This window comes from Pseudomonas migulae (assembly GCF_043225285.1).
Taxonomy (GTDB): Bacteria; Pseudomonadota; Gammaproteobacteria; order Pseudomonadales; family Pseudomonadaceae; genus Aquipseudomonas; species Aquipseudomonas migulae_C.
In genome coordinates this window covers 6248464-6263884 of record NZ_CP171224.1, presented here as the reverse complement: position 1 = coordinate 6263884, position 15421 = coordinate 6248464, and the positions used below count along the sequence as shown (strand labels likewise).

14 protein-coding genes are annotated in these 15421 nt (G+C 60.9%); 6 read left to right on the top strand and 8 right to left on the bottom strand.

The features are described from left to right. Window positions 1-112 precede the first annotated feature (112 nt). The 3 genes from ACF6ZU_RS28630 to ACF6ZU_RS28620 all read left to right on the top strand — a co-directional run bounded on the left by ACF6ZU_RS28630 (window position 113) and on the right by ACF6ZU_RS28620 (window position 2960). A complete protein-coding gene (locus ACF6ZU_RS28630; protein ID WP_392889252.1) occupies window positions 113-721 on the top strand; it encodes a tRNA-(ms[2]io[6]A)-hydroxylase in 609 nt (202 codons plus the stop codon). 244 nt (window positions 722-965) lie between these two features. Continuing rightward, window positions 966-1673: a winged helix-turn-helix domain-containing protein gene (locus ACF6ZU_RS28625; protein WP_392893955.1), complete on the top strand. Its 708-nt coding sequence runs from the start codon at window positions 966-968 to the stop codon at window positions 1671-1673. Continuing rightward, window positions 1674-2960 carry an ATP-binding protein gene (locus tag ACF6ZU_RS28620; protein WP_392889250.1) on the top strand — a complete coding sequence of 429 codons (1287 nt, stop codon included), beginning with the start codon at window positions 1674-1676 and terminating at the stop codon, window positions 2958-2960. A gap of 109 nt (window positions 2961-3069) precedes the next feature. Here ACF6ZU_RS28620 and ACF6ZU_RS28615 read toward each other — a convergent pair whose 3' ends face one another. From ACF6ZU_RS28615 to ACF6ZU_RS28605, 3 genes are all read right to left on the bottom strand, one after another. Continuing rightward, window positions 3070-3858 carry a MipA/OmpV family protein gene (locus ACF6ZU_RS28615; protein WP_392889248.1) on the bottom strand — a complete coding sequence of 263 codons (789 nt, stop codon included), beginning with the start codon at window positions 3856-3858 and terminating at the stop codon, window positions 3070-3072. Between the two features lie 229 nt (window positions 3859-4087). After that, window positions 4088-6337 (bottom strand): TonB-dependent siderophore receptor, encoded by a 2250-nt coding sequence (locus tag ACF6ZU_RS28610; protein ID WP_392889247.1) that lies wholly within the window; start codon window positions 6335-6337, stop codon window positions 4088-4090. 121 nt (window positions 6338-6458) lie between these two features. After that, window positions 6459-6947, bottom strand: a complete 489-nt coding sequence (locus ACF6ZU_RS28605; RefSeq protein ID WP_392889245.1) for a GFA family protein — start codon at window positions 6945-6947, stop codon at window positions 6459-6461. Between the two features lie 223 nt (window positions 6948-7170). On the opposite strand from ACF6ZU_RS28605, the gene ACF6ZU_RS28600 reads away from it, so the two are divergent. The 3 genes from ACF6ZU_RS28600 (at window position 7171) to ACF6ZU_RS28590 (ending at window position 10365) form a co-directional block, all read left to right on the top strand. Beyond that, window positions 7171-8055 carry a LysR substrate-binding domain-containing protein gene (locus ACF6ZU_RS28600; RefSeq protein WP_392889243.1) on the top strand — a complete coding sequence of 295 codons (885 nt, stop codon included), beginning with the start codon at window positions 7171-7173 and terminating at the stop codon, window positions 8053-8055. Window positions 8056-8155: 100 nt separating this feature from the next. Beyond that, window positions 8156-9265 carry an agmatine deiminase gene (gene aguA / locus ACF6ZU_RS28595; RefSeq protein ID WP_392889241.1) on the top strand — a complete coding sequence of 370 codons (1110 nt, stop codon included), beginning with the start codon at window positions 8156-8158 and terminating at the stop codon, window positions 9263-9265. A gap of 2 nt (window positions 9266-9267) precedes the next feature. Continuing rightward, window positions 9268-10365 carry an extracellular solute-binding protein gene (locus ACF6ZU_RS28590; protein ID WP_392889239.1) on the top strand — a complete coding sequence of 366 codons (1098 nt, stop codon included), beginning with the start codon at window positions 9268-9270 and terminating at the stop codon, window positions 10363-10365. Between the two features lie 148 nt (window positions 10366-10513). On the opposite strand, the gene ACF6ZU_RS28585 is transcribed toward ACF6ZU_RS28590, so the two are convergent. The 5 genes from ACF6ZU_RS28585 to ACF6ZU_RS28565 form a co-directional block, all read right to left on the bottom strand. After that, the gene (locus ACF6ZU_RS28585; protein WP_392889237.1) at window positions 10514-10978 is read right to left on the bottom strand and encodes a copper chaperone PCu(A)C; all 465 of its coding nucleotides are present in this window, start codon (window positions 10976-10978) and stop codon (window positions 10514-10516) included. After that, on the bottom strand, window positions 10978-11583 hold the full coding sequence (locus tag ACF6ZU_RS28580) for an SCO family protein (RefSeq protein WP_392889235.1): 606 nt from the start codon (window positions 11581-11583) through the stop codon (window positions 10978-10980). Before ACF6ZU_RS28580 ends, ACF6ZU_RS28585 begins: the two co-directional genes overlap by 1 nt. A gap of 267 nt (window positions 11584-11850) precedes the next feature. Then, window positions 11851-13440 carry a lactate dehydrogenase gene (locus tag ACF6ZU_RS28575; RefSeq protein WP_392889233.1) on the bottom strand — a complete coding sequence of 530 codons (1590 nt, stop codon included), beginning with the start codon at window positions 13438-13440 and terminating at the stop codon, window positions 11851-11853. Window positions 13441-13647: 207 nt separating this feature from the next. Next, the gene (locus tag ACF6ZU_RS28570; RefSeq protein ID WP_392889231.1) at window positions 13648-14265 is read right to left on the bottom strand and encodes a DNA-3-methyladenine glycosylase family protein; all 618 of its coding nucleotides are present in this window, start codon (window positions 14263-14265) and stop codon (window positions 13648-13650) included. After that, window positions 14262-15347 (bottom strand): bifunctional transcriptional activator/DNA repair enzyme AdaA, encoded by a 1086-nt coding sequence (locus ACF6ZU_RS28565; RefSeq protein WP_392889229.1) that lies wholly within the window; start codon window positions 15345-15347, stop codon window positions 14262-14264. Before ACF6ZU_RS28565 ends, ACF6ZU_RS28570 begins: the two co-directional genes overlap by 4 nt. Window positions 15348-15421: the final 74 nt, after the last annotated feature.

Sequence of the window (15421 nt, the reverse complement as noted above, 5' to 3'; positions counted from 1 at the left end):
TTGCTGGTCGCGCATCCGGGACTTGATGCATATCAACGGTCGTGGCTGGTGGTCTGGCGGCGGGCCGGTATAATCGGCGCCCTTCGTTTTGAACCTTATGTCCGTGAGCCCCATGATCCTTCCCGAAATTCACGAGTTCCTTGGCTGCCGCACCCCCGACGGCTGGATCCGGGCCGCGCTGGCCGATCAGGAAACCCTGCTGATCGACCACAAGAACTGCGAATTCAAGGCCGCCAGCACGGCGTTGAGCCTGATCGCCAAGTATCACTCCCACGTCGACCTGATCAACATGATGTCGCGTCTGGCCCGGGAAGAACTGGTGCACCACGAACAGGTCATGCGCCTGATGAAAAAGCGCAAGATCGAACTGCGTCAGCTGCACGCCGGGCGCTATGCCTCGGGCCTGCGCAAAGTGGTGCGCAGCCACGAACCGGTGAAACTGGTGGATACCCTGGTAGTCGGCGCATTCATCGAAGCCCGCAGCTGCGAACGTTTCGAGGCGCTGGTGCCGCACCTGGACGAGGAACTGGGCAAGTTCTACTTCGGCTTGCTGAAAAGCGAGGCGCGGCATTTCCAGGGTTACCTGAAACTGGCCTACCAGTACGGTGACGCCAAGGACATCGCCCAGGTGATCGACCGGGTGCGTGCCGCCGAGCAGGAGCTGATCGAGTCGCCCGACGTCGAGTTCCGTTTCCACAGCGGCGTCCCAACCGCCGCATAACTTGTAGGAGCCGGCTTGCCGGCGATGGCGGCCTTGCGAACGCCATCGTCGGCAAGCCGGCTCCTACGGATCGTTGGGATGTTCGGGATTGCCGGCTCCTACAAATGTTAAAAACTCTTAAGAATATGAAAGATCACTGAAAACCGGCCCCAGCGGCCGGTTTTTGCTGCCCGTCACCACCGTCCCGTCACCGATTGACGCCATAATGCCGCCCACTTCACTCAAGGGTCGGCAAGCGTTCGTTATGGATAACCTGGGTTTTGGCAAAGTACTGCTGGTGGAAGACGATGAAAGGCTCTCCGGGCTGATCGCGCATTTCCTGTCCCAACATGGCTTTGAAGTGTTGCAAGTGCACCGCGGTGACCTGGCACTGGCGGCGTTCCTCGACTTCAAGCCAAAAATCGTTGTGCTCGACCTGATGCTGCCGGGCCAGAGCGGCCTGCACGTGTGCCGCGAGATCCGCAGCGTTTCCGACACGCCGATCGTCATCCTCACCGCCAAGGAAGACGATCTCGATCACATTCTCGGTCTGGAATCCGGTGCCGACGACTACGTGATCAAACCGATCAAACCGCCAGTGTTGCTGGCCCGTCTGCGTGCGTTGCAGCGCCGACAAACGCCAGACAGCAGCATTTGCAATGCCCTGGAATTCGGCCATCTGAGCATCGACCGCAGCTGCCGCGAAGTACGGCTGGCGGACGAGGGCATCGAGCTGACGACCATGGAGTTCGAACTGCTGTGGTTGTTGGCCAGCAACGCCGGCAAGATCCTGTCCCGCGATGACATTCTCAACCGCATGCGCGGCATAGCCTTCGATGGCCTCAATCGAAGCGTCGACGTCTACATCAGCAAGTTGCGCGGCAAGCTCAAGGACAACCCGCGCGAACCGGTGTGCATCAAGACCATCTGGGGCAAGGGTTACCTGTTCAATCCATTCGCGTGGGAGCTGTAGATGCTGCGGCTATTTTTGGGGTTGTACCTGGTGCTGGCCGTGGGGCTGGTGCTGGCGCTACAGGCTGTCGAACACACCTTCAATGCGCTGCTCGACGGGCAGACGCAGGCCTACAACCGTGAGGCAGTCCGTGGTCAGGCGTATTCGCTGGTGGAGCAATTGCGCGGGCTCGAAGGTCCTGGGCGCGAGCATCAACTGGATGCGCTGCGCCCGCATTACGGCTTGGGGCTGAGCCTGGTCGAATCCGCCGAACTGGCCCTCGATGATCAGGAGAAAGCCTTGCTGGCCGAGGGCAAACTGGTGATCCGCGAGAAGTACACCCAGTTCATCTCCTCGATCGACGGCGGTCCGCAGTTGCTGAGTATCAAGCTGCCGCCCGAACCCAGCCTGATGTCGTTCTACATCGCGGCGGCCTACCTGATGCTGGCCGGGTTGATCGGCATTGTGCTGTTTTTCTGGGTGCGTCCGCATTGGCGCGATCTGGAAAAACTGCGCCTGGCGGCCGAACGTTTCGGTGATAACGACCTGTCGGTGCGTATTCAATTGTCCAAGCGCTCGAACATTCGCGACCTGTCCGAGCACTTCAACCTGATGGCCGCGCGTATCGAAGGGCTGATTGCCGATCAGCGCGAGCTGACCAACGCGGTGTCCCATGAGTTGCGCACGCCGATTGCACGGTTGTCGTTCGAGCTCGATCAGCTCAAGCAACAACCGGATCCTGCGCAGAACCGCGAGCTGATCGCCGACATGTACGCCGACTTGGGCGAGCTGGAAGAAATGGTCTCGGAGCTGCTGACTTACGCCAGCCTGGAGCGGGGTGCCACGGTGATCACCCGGGAGAATATCCAGGCCAATAGCTGGCTCGACAGCGTGGTCGGCAGTGTGGCGCTGGAGGCCGAGGCGGCCGGGGTGCAATTGCTGATTGTCGAATGCGAGGTCGATGAGGTGCGCATCGAACCACGGTTCATGGCGCGGGCGGTGATCAACCTGCTGCGCAATGCCATTCGCTATGCGGAGGAGCGGGTGGAGGTGTCGCTGGCGCGCATCGGCGATCATTACGAAGTGCAGGTCAACGACGACGGGCCGGGTGTGCCGCTGGCCGGGCGGGAGAAAATCTTCGAACCGTTCTCGCGCCTGGACGCCAGCCGCGACCGTCGCACCGGTGGTTTTGGCCTGGGCCTGGCACTGGTCCGACGGGTGTCGCAATCCCATGGCGGGCAAGTGCACGTGGCGGATTCGCCGTGGGGCGGGGCGTCGTTTCGGATGACGTGGGCGCATCAGGATTAGTTGCAGTGTTCTGACGGACGCCTTCGCGAGCAGGCTCGCTCCCACATGGGAATGCATTTCAACTGTGGGAGCGAGCCTGCTCGCGAAGGGCCTTCCGCTGCACGACACCTCAAAAGGTGTAAATCACCTGCCCAGCCAATGAGGCCTGCATCCGCCGCTCGACCAGCGGGCTGTCCGCCGCCTCCTTGGCCAGGTACTGCAGCGCCAGCACCGTCGACACGCTCCATTGCTCATTGATCGGCAATGACCAGGTCAGGTCCGCCCCGCGACTCACCAGCCCGCCATGGGCGTCATACGCCCGGAATCGACTGCGCGAGGCCTGGGCCGTGCTTACGCCATACCAGGTGCGCAGGTAATCGCCATCGCCGAACTGACTGTTGAGACTGCCCACGACCTTGCCATGCTCACCCTCGTAAAACGGTGCGCTGATGCTCAGTTTCAAGCGGTTCCAGGCGGAGCCGGTGCCGTGATCGTCATCCTCCTTTTCCAGCGCATGCTCAAAACTCGCACCAAGAATGATCGGCCCCATGTGATAGGTCCCGTCCAGCCCGAGCACCGGCCGCGACTTGATCGAACCCATGCCTTCGAGGTCGTCCGAGCCTTTGAAGCCGGTCTTGCGATCCTTGCGCACATCACTCGCGCCGACGTAAACACTGAGGCCGAAGTCGTCCTCGTCGAACGCCCAGCCGAGGCCTTTATCCGTGTCGAGGAAGAAGCCATACGGGCTGACGATTTCCCCGCCCAGCAACGGCGCCACCACGCGTTCATCGCTCCCGCTGTAACGCGGCACACTGGCGGCACCGGCGCGCAGGTTGTAGCGCCAGTCTTCGGCGTGCACGGAATCGGCGGGGAGGATCAGACAGCAGGAAGTCAGCGACAGACACAGCGAACGAAGCATGGAAGCACCCGAGGGAAGTTGGATGCGCCCATGCTAGGCGGGTGCCGATCGGCAATCTTTGACAGCTTTGTCGGGAAACTGTCAAAGACTGTGAATGGCCGGATCGGGGGCATTCGGGATTTGCGGGTTGCACAACACTGTAGGAGCCGGCTTGCTGGCGATGGCGTCCTCGAAATCGCCATCGCCGGCAAGCCGGACTCCTACAGTTCGTGTTGCGGCCTTGGACGGATCAGAAATCCCACTTGGTGGTCAGCATCAGGTTGCGCGGTTCGCCGTAGAAGGTGGTGCCGAAGTTGCCCAGGCCCGTCAGGTACTTCTTGTCGAAGACATTGTTGGCGTTGGCGGTGAAGCTCAGGTGCTCGTTGTACTGATAACGGGTCATCAGGTCGACGAGGGTGTAGCCGCCTTGCTTGAGCGAGGTGCTGCCTTCGGTCGGGCTGGAACTCTGCCCGTAGAAAGCGCTCTGCCAACTGACGCCGCCGCCGACGGTGACCTTGTCCAGCGCACCCGGCAGGCGGTAGGTGGTGAACGTGCGCACGACGTGTTCCGGTTTGGTGGTGGCCAGCGGGAAACCGTAGATGCGTTGCTCGTCCTTGTCGCGGGTGCGGGCGTAGGTGTAGCCGGCCGACAGGTTCCAGCCATCGGACAATTCGCCTGCCAGTTCCAGCTCGATGCCTTTGGTCTTGGCACCGGGAATGGCTTCGTACACGTCCTGCCCGGTGGCGTCGGTGGTGACGTATTGGGCGACGTTCTCCTGTTCGATCTGGAAGTAGGCCAGGCTGGCGTTGAGCTTGCCATCCAGATACGCCGCTTTCAGGCCAGTCTCGTAGCTGTTGCCTTCAACCGGTTTCAGGGTCGAACCGGCGGCGTCCTTGTAGATCTGTGGCTGGTAGATGTTGGTGTAGCTGGCGTAGACCGAGTACGTGTCATCCAGGTCGTAAACCACACCGGCGTAAGGGGTGACAACCCCGTGCTCCTTGTAGCTGGCATGGGTGTTGGCCTGGCCGGCGTCAGGGTAGTAGCTGTAATCCTCGTTGTACTTGAAGGTGCTCACGCGGGTGCCGAGGATGATCGACAGGTCGTCGGTCGGGCGCAGACGCGTGGCCAGGTAGGCACCGTTCTGGCTGGTGGTGCGCTCGTATTTACCGTTCTTCGGGAAGTCCTGTTCCGGCAGATCACCGTTCCAGTCATAAATGCTGCCCGGCACACTGCCTGCGCCGGGGATCACGCTGTTGAACGTCGCACCGGTCTGGCGCGCATGGGAGGTCATGAACCCGGCCACCAGTTCGTGCTCGCGACCGCCCAGGGTGAATGGTCCGGAGACGTTCACGTCAGCGGTGTTCTGCACGCGATGGCCTTCCCAGCGACCCCAGTAAAGGAACATGCCTTCGCCCGTGGCGCGATCCGGGGCGCCGCCGCTGGCGGAGGCCAGGCGCGTATCGTGATCGGTGGTTTTCTGGTCGAGGCTGACCTTGAGTTTCCAGTCATTGGCCAGGGCCTGCTCCAGCGACGAGAAGTAGGTCACGCTGTCGAAATCACGTCGACTCCAGTCGGCACCGGGGTTGAAGCTGCGCGGGAAATCGGTACGCCCGCCGTCGGCGAAATACACCGTGTTGCCGGTCCAGGAACTGCCGCGCGGGGTGGCGCTGGACTTGTCGATGCCGAAGGTCAGCAAGGTGTCGTCCGTCAGGTCGGCTTCGAGGATGCCGTAGTACAGGTCTTTCTTCTGGCTGTAGTGATCGATGTAGGAATTCTTGTCCTGGTACGAACCGACGAAGCGGCCCCGCACGCTGCCGCTGTCATTCAGCGAACCGGAAATGTCGCCGGTGGTGCGGTAGCTGTCCCACGAGCCGACCGTGCCACTGAGCGACGCCTTGAATTCCTTGGTTGGCTTCTTGCGAATCAGGTTGACGGTGGCGGACGGGTCGCCCGAACCGGTCATCAGGCCGGTCGCGCCCTTGATCACTTCGATGCGGTCGAGGCTGGCGGCGTCATCGCTGTTGTTCGGGTTTTCACCGTAGACGCCGTCGTACGGCTGGTTGATGCCGTCGTACTGGAAGTTGGTGATGGCAAAACCACGGGCGGAAAACTCGGTGCGGTCGCTGTCGTACTTTTGCGTCGAGACCCCGGGGGTATTGCGCAACGCATCGCTGACACTCTGCACGCCGCGATCGTCCATTTGCTGGCGGGTGACCACCGTGACCGATTGCGGGGTTTCACGGGGCGACAACGCCAGGCCCGTGGCTGACGACGTGGAGCCGGTGGTGTAGGAATGAGTGTCTTCGGTGGTCGCGCCCAAGGTCACACCGGAAATGTTCGTCGCCCCCAGTTGCAGCGCGCCGTCTTCCTTGGACGCCGGTTTGCTTTCGGCGGTGTCGGCAGCATGGGCCGTGGAGGCAAAACTCAGCAGCGCGGCGGGAAGGGCCAGGGCCAAGGGGCGCAGGGCAAAACGAAAACGTGCGGCAAGTGGGTGCGACATGGAGATCCCTTTGTATCGAATCGTTCGGTAAGTGAAAGGCTTCTGAGGGTTAACCGAACGAAAAACGCAAAAGGGAACTGCCGTGTGCAAAAAATAGTGGGGCCGGTGTTTTTTTCCGGATTCAGCGTGCCAGACCCAGACGCTCGTGCCACTGCGCGATGGATTCTTCGGGCCAGACGTCGCACGGTCGATCACCGGCGTGGGGCGGGATTTCCACCCAGGGTGCCTTCGAACCGAGCATCACGTGGGTGTACTCGGGAGGCACTGGCAGCGCGGTGTCGATGGCCGAGGCAAAGGGGTGAATCAGCTCCGGCCATTCCGGGCTGAACACCCACAACCCCGAACCGCAGACCGAGCAGAAATGCCGCTCTGCCGTGCTGCGGTGGGCGCGTTTGCCGCCATCGTCCTTGAGCCGTGCGTGATACACCGCGATGGATTTGCGACCACGGACCTTGAGGCTGGCGGCATCGCCGGCGATGTTGACCGAGTAACCGCCACCGCCCTGGGTCTTGCGGCAGATCGAGCAGTAGCAGCGTTGATAAGGATAGGGGTGGGCGCTGGTCAGGCTGAACGACACCGCGCCGCAGTGGCAGGAGCCTTCGAGATTCATGGGGGACCTCCGGTGAAATGAAGCTGACTGGTTTAGCCTAGAAGATCATCGGTGTCAGTGCCGACGCCATCGCCAGCAAGCCGGTCTCGCTCCCACAGTGGATCTCCAGTGTTCACAAAATCCCTGTGGGAGCGAGCCTGCTCGCGATAAACGATAACGCGCTCCCACTGGACGCCCACCGCCCGCCCAGTCAGCATGACCACCTCAAACCGGGAACCGACTCATGCGCCGCCTACCGTCCCTCGCCGCACTGAAAACCTTCGAATGCGCCGCCCGCCACGCCCATTTCGGCCGTGCAGCGGCGGAGCTGTGCGTCACCGACAGCGCCGTCAGCCATCAGATCCGTCAGCTCGAAGAGCAATTGGGCGTGTCGCTGTTCATCCGCGAAGGCCGGCAGATTCGTCCGACCATGGCCGCCGGGCGTTTGATGCAAAGCCTGCAACAGGCCTTCGAACTGATCGGCGAGGCCTGTGACGAACTGCGCGATCCGTCATCGCTGGCAGTGCTGCGCCTGGCCGTGACCGCCGAACTCGCCCAAAAGTGGTTGATGCGTCGCCTCACGGATTTCTACGCGCGTTACCCGCACATCACCTTGCACCTCTACGAACAACCCATCGACGCGACCGCACCGGGTGAAGACATCGACCTGGCGATCACCTACGGCACCGGCCCGGTGGACAGCAGCGCCTATTTCGTCCGGCCTTTGCCGGCCTTGCAGTTCTTCCCGGTGTGCAGCCCCGGCCTGTTCAACCAGGGCAGCCTGAAAACCCCGAAGGATTTGTCGCGCCACTGCCTGCTGCACGACGATCAGGACGGCAAGACCTGGACCGCCTGGCTCACCAGCCATGCCGGCGATCTGCGTCCGCAACGGCAGCTGTATTTCGCCCACGCCGGTCTGGCGCTGGAAGCGGCGGCCCAAGGGCAGGGCGTGGCCATGGGCGATAACCTCACGGCCCAGGAGGATCTGCTCAGCGGCCGCCTGGTGCGGCCATTCACGTCGAGCATGACCGCGCTGGGCCAATACGCGCTGGTGTGCGAGCGGGTACGGCTGGAGCGGCCGGCGGTGGCGCAAATGCTCGAATGGTTCAACGATCAGCTGATCGATTGATGAGTTGAATTCAAGTATTCCGAAATAATCATCGTTGGCGAGGAGGGCGCCGACAACCTTAGCCTGTGGTCATTCCAATCCCCGCCGATGAGGTTTGACCATGGCACGTTTGCTCGACTCCACTCCCAAACACGACGGTTTCCGGCTGCCCGGCGAATTCGAAACCAAGGCCGGTTGCTGGCTCGGCTGGCCGGAACGCACCGACGTCTGGCGCAACGGCGCCAAGCCTGCGCAGAAAGTCTGGGTGCAGATCGTCACGGCCATTTCCCACAGCGAACCGGTCACCGTGTGCGCCTCCGCCACGCAGTTCGCCACGGCCCGCCGTCAGTTGCCGCCGCAAGTGCGCGTGGTGGAAATGACCTGCAACGACACCTGGTTCCGCGACAGCGGCCCGTGCTTTGTGGTCAACGATGCCAGCGGCGAAGTGCGCGGCGTCGACTTCGAATTCAACGCTTACGGCGGCCTCGACGGCGGCTTGTACTACCCGTGGGACAAGGACGACCAGATCGCCAGCAAGATCCTCGAAATCGAACGTTTCGACCGCTACCGCGCGCCGCTGATCGCCGAGCTCGGCGGCATCCAGAGCGATGGCCAGGGCAGCGTCCTCACCACCGAGCAATGCCTGCTCAACCGCAATCGCAACCAGCATCTGGGCAAGGAAGAAGTCACCCGTCGGCTGACCGATTACCTCGGCGCCGAGCAAGTCATCTGGCTGCCGCGCGGTTGCAAGTTCGATGAAACCGACGGCCACGTCGACGACCTCGCGTGCTTCGTGCGTCCCGGTGAAGTGGTGCTGCAATGGACCGACAACCGCGACGACCCGCAATGGGAAATCTACCAGGAGGCTTACGACATTCTGCGCAGTACCCGCGACAGCCGCGGCCGCGAGTTGACCGTGCACAAACTGCCGCAACCCGACGTACTGGAATGGACTGCTGAAGAAGCCGAAGGCCTGGACCAGCAAGACAGCACCCACACCCGTCAGGCCGGGACCCAAATCTGCGCGTCGTACATCAACTATTACGCCGGCAACACTTCGATCGTGGTGCCGCTGTTTGGCGATCGCAATGATCAGGTAGCACTGGCGACCCTGGCCGAACTGTTCCCGCAACACAAGATTGTCGGCATCGAAAACTCCCGGGAAATCCTCCTCGGCGGCGGCAACGTCGCGTGCATCACCATGCCGCAATACGCCGGCAAAGGAGTGTGATCATGGGCCTGCACAAACTGACCCAAGCGGTATTGCTGGTGCTTGCACCCTGGTGTGTGCAGGCCGCTGACAGCGCCAAACCGGTGGTGAACCTGTACATCTGGGGCGAGTATCTGGCCCCGGATACCCTGACCAATTTCGAGAAAAAGACCGGCATCCATGTGGTCGCCGATCACTTCGATTCCCTGGAGACCGTCGAGACCAAACTGCTCACCGGGCGCAGTGGCTATGACCTGGTGCTGACGGCGGGACAGCATCTGTCCCGGGCGATCCAGAGTGGCGCGATTCAAACCCTGAACCCGCAAAAACTGCCGCATTTTGCCGGCGTGGGTGATGAGTTCCGCCAGCACATGGCGGTGTTCGATCCGGGCAATCGTTACGCCGGGATTTACGCCTGGGGCACGACGGGTGTGGGTTATCAGCAAGAGGCGGTCGACAAGCGCCTGCCCGCTGCGCCAACGGACAGTTGGGCGATGCTGTTCGATCCTGCCGTGGTGTCGAAATTTGCCGATTGCGGCGTGAGCCTGCTCAACGACCCCAACGAGGTGTTCGCTGCGGTGATGAAGTACATGGGGCTGGACATCAACCGCCAGAACCTCGATGACTTGAAACAGGCCGAGCAGCAACTGGCGAAGATACGGCCCTACATTCGCTACTTCGACAATGACTTGAACATCAGCGACCTGGCGAACGGCAACACCTGCGTGGCGATGTCGTGGAACGGCAACGTGGCCATCGCTGCCGGGCAGGCAGAAGCCGCGAAAAAACCGTACACGCTGAAATACCGGATACCGAAGGAGGGCACGCTGATCTGGTTCGATGCCATGGTCATTCCCAAGGATGCACCGCATCCCGAGGCCGGCCTGGCGTTGATGGATTACCTGATGACCCCGGAAGTGATCGCGCCGATCACCGACACCATTCACTACGCCAATGCGATTACGGCGGCGGATGACTTGATCGACCCGGCGATTCGCGATGATCCGGGGACGTATCCGTCGGCGCAGGTGCGGGCTTCGTTGTACAGCAAGAATGACAATGGCAAGGCGTTCAACCGGGCGCTGATTCGGGCGTTCAGTCGGTTGAAGTCGGGGTTGTGACAGGCTTTGGATGATGTATCGACAGTGACACCGTCATCGCGAGCAGGCTCGCTCCCACACTTTGGAATGCATTCTCCTGTGGGAGCGAGCCGGCTCCGGGCGGCGTTCCGACGATGAACGATAACGCGGTCCCGCTGAGCGCCACCCATCAATGCATGTTGCTGTGATCCATCGTATTCAGCGCACGCGCTTCAGCCTCGACCTTGATCGACTCCTTCTCGCCCTTGGCGTTTTCGACGGTCAAGGTCAGCGGCACTTTGTCGCCTTCTTTGACCTGGCCAACCAGGTCGATCAGCATCACGTGATAGCTATGAGGGTCCAGAGAGACCGCTTTCCCCGCAGGCAAAGCGACGAACTCCACCGGCTGCATGCTCATCACGTCGTTTTTCATGGTCGACTCGTGAATCTGCACGGTTTTGGCGACCGGTGATTGCACGCTCAGCAGTTTGCTGTCGCCGCTCGCAGTCACCGTCATGAACGCGCCGGTGGCCTGTTGCCCGGCAACGGTGGCGCGGACCCAGGCGTCGTCCACTTGAGTCTGGGCCGAAGCCTGCAGCGCGAATCCCAGCAGGAAAAGTCCCAAAGCAGCGGTTTTAATGGCATTCGAATTCATCAGCAGACCTCCATAACGGTGAGCAAGTCTTCCGTGCACTCTTGTGCCGAAAGGGACTGGGACAGTCCAACGCGCAACCTGCCCCTTGTGTCGTACACATAGCTGGTCGCTGTATGGGAAAGCGTGTAGGTCGAACCGCTCGGGATTTTTTCATAGAACACCCCGAACTCCTTGGCCGTTTCCGCCGTTTCCTCGAGCGTTCCGTGCAGCGCGACAAATGAGGGATCGAACGTTTTGACGTAGGCGTCCAGCACCGCCGGTGTGTCCCGTTCCGGGTCCAGCGTGATGAAGACGACTTGCAGAATATCGCCGTCTTTGCCCATCAGTTTCTTGATTTGCGCTGCGCGAGCCAGGGTCGTGGGGCAGACCGCCGGGCACTGGGTGAAGCCGAAGAAAATCATCGGCATCAGGCCACGAAAACTCGAAAGCGTGGTGAGGTTGCCTTCAGAATCTTTCAGCTTGAATGTCCGTCCGAGGATCTTGTCGCTGAGGTCCTTGCCGTATTTGTACGACAGGCTGACGCTATTGTCGCAGCCGGTCAGGAGGCCAAGGCTGAACAAGCCCATGCCTGCAACCACCTGGCGGCGGGTCAACGAAACACTCATGTTCTACAGACCTTTTGATGAGCCCGAACGGATAATCAAGCTCGGGCAGGGCGTCTATGATGCATGCCGGTTTAGCGGGGGGACGGATTATACGCCTCAAAGGATTATTGATAACTTGCGGCAAACTGCCGCACTCTTTGAAGCCAAAAAGCCACCGAACGCAAGTAGGGTGGCTTGATGATAACAGTCGTTAGTGCTTGTTATTGTTGCTGAGTCTGAGAATGACTGTCGTGATAATCAAGGTAAAGGGCCGCGGCAGTTTTCGGCTCAGCCCTTAATCTCTCCCGGATCACTCGCCAACATCAGCTTGTCCTGGATAGCGGCAAAGCCGTACGACGTCCCCCGTCCCATTTTCGCAAGCTTGTCCTCTTGCAGTGCCTTTTGCAGCAGACCGAGGAGATTTTGTGTCTTCGAGGACGAGACCGGTTTCACACTTTCTTCCTCCAGATGCCCCATCACATACTTGGAGATGCGCGTGGATTGGCTGGCCGATTGGGTGACGGACGCTTCGACCAACTTCCCTTTGACATACCCGATGCTGCTCATGCTGCTGGCCTGATCGTCGATCTGGTAGTACTGATAGTTCTGGGATTGTGGGTCGGTCGTCAGTTCCAGCTTTTGTCCGGGATACAGTGGCTTGTGGAATCGGGCTGTCAGATGCGATTGCTGATTCTGGACTACCTTGCGATTGAACTGGTCCTGACCCTTGGATTGCGTGGTTTGCGACAAACCATAGTTGAACGAGTCGAGTTCGTTAGGCCGTGCAGGATTGCCGTTCACACTCTTCTCGCTGACCGTAGCGCTGAAATCGGCAAGGCCGGTGAGCACGCGGCGGTCGGTGTCTGTCAGCGTGATTGCCGTTGAAGCCTGCGGTTGGCTGACAGCGGGGCTTTGCGGATAGTCGCTGTGCAGCGTCTTGAATGCACTCTCGAACATCGACAGCAGATTTCGGTCGCCGTCACCTCGCACGCGCGCCGCTTCTATTTGACGCAGGTAGCTCGCGAGTGCCTTGGCTTTCTGATTGCTGTCGCCGAGGATGGCGGCGTTTTTCAGGTCCACGGACATGTCAATATCGCCAGCCGCGCCGCTCATGCGTACCTGGCGCTGACTTGCGTCAGCATGCAGCTCAAAGCTCTGCGTGCTGTCATCGTCGAGCTTGAACCGTGTAGTCAGGTCGACCGAGGAAAACACGTCAGTGTCGAACTGAGTCAGCGCCTCCAGCTTGAGTTGCGGTGGAACGGCGGTGAGGCCTTGAAGGGCCGTTTCAAATCCTTTGGCCATCGCCCCAAGCGCAGCAAGCTCTTGTTCATTGAGATCGCCGTCCTGGACCTGAGCCTGCACGGCCAGCGCGTTATCCTGGCTGGACAGGCTTATCTGGATGGTTTTGCCGCTTGCTGTTTTCAAGGTCAGGTTGATGCTGTTGTCTGCATCGCCACTGTGGATTTTGGCTTGGGCAGCCGCCAACTCTGCAGCCTCGAGCTCCCGTCCAGTCGATGAGCGAATGACCGACTGGGAGATGTTCTTGTTGGATTGCGCCAGCTGCAGAAGCAGTGTCTCTCCGAGTCCCCAAAAACGGCTGCTGGTTGAAGCGGTGCTGAAGTTGCCGCCCATGTGAAACGACACTTTGTCAGGCTGCGTGTATTCCCAGGCAAGCGGAGCATCCGGCTGTGCAATGACACCCCGAGAGTTGTAAATCTGTGCATCGATCACGTTGTTTTCTTGATGCAGGGTGACAATCGATGCCGGGGAGGACAGGGCACTTGATGGCTCGGTGGCAGTGCTGGCGACGGGCTGAGTGGCAGCAATCCTGGCGACCACCGGTGGCGGCAAGGCAGGGATTGAAGAGATGGCGGTCATAGCGGCTCCATGCTGAATATCCGTAATTTCTACAGGGTTTGTCGGCATGGATCCTCATAACTTGAGAACTGAGTGTCAGAGGCTCTGGATGATGGGGTGCCTGGGCTGGCCTCTTCGCGAGCAGGCTCGCTCCTACAGGGGAACGCATTTCAAATGTAGGAGTGAGCCGGCTCCGGGCGGCGTTCCGACGATGAACGATAACGCGGTCTACCGGCTGGGCACCCGCCACAAATACCACGAAGCGACCGTCCGATACGGGCTCCACGCCAACCCTATCTCAATCATTTGTTTGCGTGTCGGCTGCACCTCCAGCCCTTTCAGCCGCCGGTACCCCTCGCGCACCCCGAAATCATCGGCCGGCAAAATATCCGGCCGTTCCAGGCTGTAGATCAGCAGCATCTCCACGGTCCAGCGACCCACCCCGCGCATGGTGATCAGCCGTTCGATCAGCGCTTCATCGTCCATGGCCAGCGCCGTCGCATAATCGGGCACCACACCGTCCAGCGTCGCCTGAGCAATGCCCTGAATGGTCGCAATCTTGCTCGCGGAGAAACCGCAACTGCGCATCTGGTCAAACCCGGTCGCGAGAATCTGTTCCGGTCGAGGAAACGCAGTAGCAGGAAACAACCCCAGCAGTCGGCCGACAATCGCATCCCCGGCCTTGGCGTGCAGTTGCTGGTAGGCAATCGACCGCACCAGCGACTCATAGGGATCGCGCGCAGCATGGGGCTGGTGCAGGCAAGGGCCGATGGTCGCGATGTGGCGCGCCCAGTCGTCATCGATGGCGGCGAGAAACGCCGTCGCGGGTAAGTAAGGATCGGTCAAGCGTTCACCGCTGGTTTGAGCAATGTGTTCACGTCGTGTTCCAGCCTGAGCAGAAATGCCTTGCGCGGTTGTCCGCCACCATAGCCCGTGAGTGAACCGTCCGCACCGATCACCCGGTGGCAGGGCAGGACAATCGAAATCCGGTTATGCCCGTTGGCCAGGCCCACGGCACGACTGGCGCCGGGTTTGCCCAGCCGCGCGGCGAGGGTGCCGTAGGTGCTGGTCTGGCCGTAGGGAATTTTCGCCAGTTCCGCCCAGACCTGCCGGGAGAATACGGTACCGGGCATGTGCAGCGGCACCTTGAATTCGGTGAGTTTGCCGGCGAAGTACTGGGCCAGTTCAATCTCGATCTGCTGCAGGTGCCCGTTGTGTCCGGGCGCTACCGCATAGCCATGGCGGTTCTGCAGGGCTTCGACTTCCCGGGTCAGTGCCGGCCGGTCGAGAAACTCCAGCAACACCAGGCCACGCCGCTCGGCCATGGCAATCATCGGACCCAACGGCGTGGTCAGGCGGGTGAACAGCAGTGGTTCGCTGTGGGCCGCTCGGCCGGGGGTGATGTGGAAGGATTTCTGGAAGGCATCGCGAAACCCGCTCAGGGATTCGTAACCGGAGTCGTAGGCGGCACTGTCGATCGAATCGCCTTGCTTGATCCCGCCCAGGGCCATGCCGAGGCGCCGGGTGCGCAACCAGGCGTGGAAGGTCATGCCGAAATGCTGCTTGAACCAGCGGCGCAATTTCAGCGGCTCGATGCCTTCGGCCAGCAACTGCGCGTCGGTCCAGCGCTGCTCGGGATCGGCGTCCACCGACTTCAGCAGGCTCTGTACCCAGTCCGGTGCGATGGCGGCAGCGTCCAGCGGTTTACAGCGCAGGCAGGCGCGATAGCCGGCGGACAGGCATTCGTCGGCATGGGCGAAGAACTCGACGTTTTCCGGTTTTGGTTTGCGCGCCGTGCAGCTGGGGCGGCAGAAGATGCCGGTGGTCTTGACCGCAGTAAAAAACACCCCCTCGTAGGTGGTGTCTCGTTCGAGCATGGCGCGAACCATCTCGGCGTGGGGCGGAAGCATAGCGTTTTGTAGGTTCATGGGTTGAGCATAGGGCGCGGTGACCAGGGCCTCCACCGGAAAATCGACAGAGAATTACTCAGTGGACCAATCCC

Coding starts and splice junctions, on each gene's coding strand:
- ACF6ZU_RS28630 (WP_392889252.1), top strand. CDS start 113: ATGATCCTTCCCGAAATTCACGAGTTCCTTGGCTGCCGCACCCCCGAC.
- ACF6ZU_RS28625 (WP_392893955.1), top strand. CDS start 966: ATGGATAACCTGGGTTTTGGCAAAGTACTGCTGGTGGAAGACGATGAA.
- ACF6ZU_RS28620 (WP_392889250.1), top strand. CDS start 1,674: ATGCTGCGGCTATTTTTGGGGTTGTACCTGGTGCTGGCCGTGGGGCTG.
- ACF6ZU_RS28615 (WP_392889248.1), bottom strand. CDS start 3,858: ATGCTTCGTTCGCTGTGTCTGTCGCTGACTTCCTGCTGTCTGATCCTC.
- ACF6ZU_RS28610 (WP_392889247.1), bottom strand. CDS start 6,337: ATGTCGCACCCACTTGCCGCACGTTTTCGTTTTGCCCTGCGCCCCTTG.
- ACF6ZU_RS28605 (WP_392889245.1), bottom strand. CDS start 6,947: ATGAATCTCGAAGGCTCCTGCCACTGCGGCGCGGTGTCGTTCAGCCTG.
- ACF6ZU_RS28600 (WP_392889243.1), top strand. CDS start 7,171: ATGCGCCGCCTACCGTCCCTCGCCGCACTGAAAACCTTCGAATGCGCC.
- aguA (WP_392889241.1), top strand. CDS start 8,156: ATGGCACGTTTGCTCGACTCCACTCCCAAACACGACGGTTTCCGGCTG.
- ACF6ZU_RS28590 (WP_392889239.1), top strand. CDS start 9,268: ATGGGCCTGCACAAACTGACCCAAGCGGTATTGCTGGTGCTTGCACCC.
- ACF6ZU_RS28585 (WP_392889237.1), bottom strand. CDS start 10,978: ATGAATTCGAATGCCATTAAAACCGCTGCTTTGGGACTTTTCCTGCTG.
- ACF6ZU_RS28580 (WP_392889235.1), bottom strand. CDS start 11,583: ATGAGTGTTTCGTTGACCCGCCGCCAGGTGGTTGCAGGCATGGGCTTG.
- ACF6ZU_RS28575 (WP_392889233.1), bottom strand. CDS start 13,440: ATGACCGCCATCTCTTCAATCCCTGCCTTGCCGCCACCGGTGGTCGCC.
- ACF6ZU_RS28565 (WP_392889229.1), bottom strand. CDS start 15,347: ATGAACCTACAAAACGCTATGCTTCCGCCCCACGCCGAGATGGTTCGC.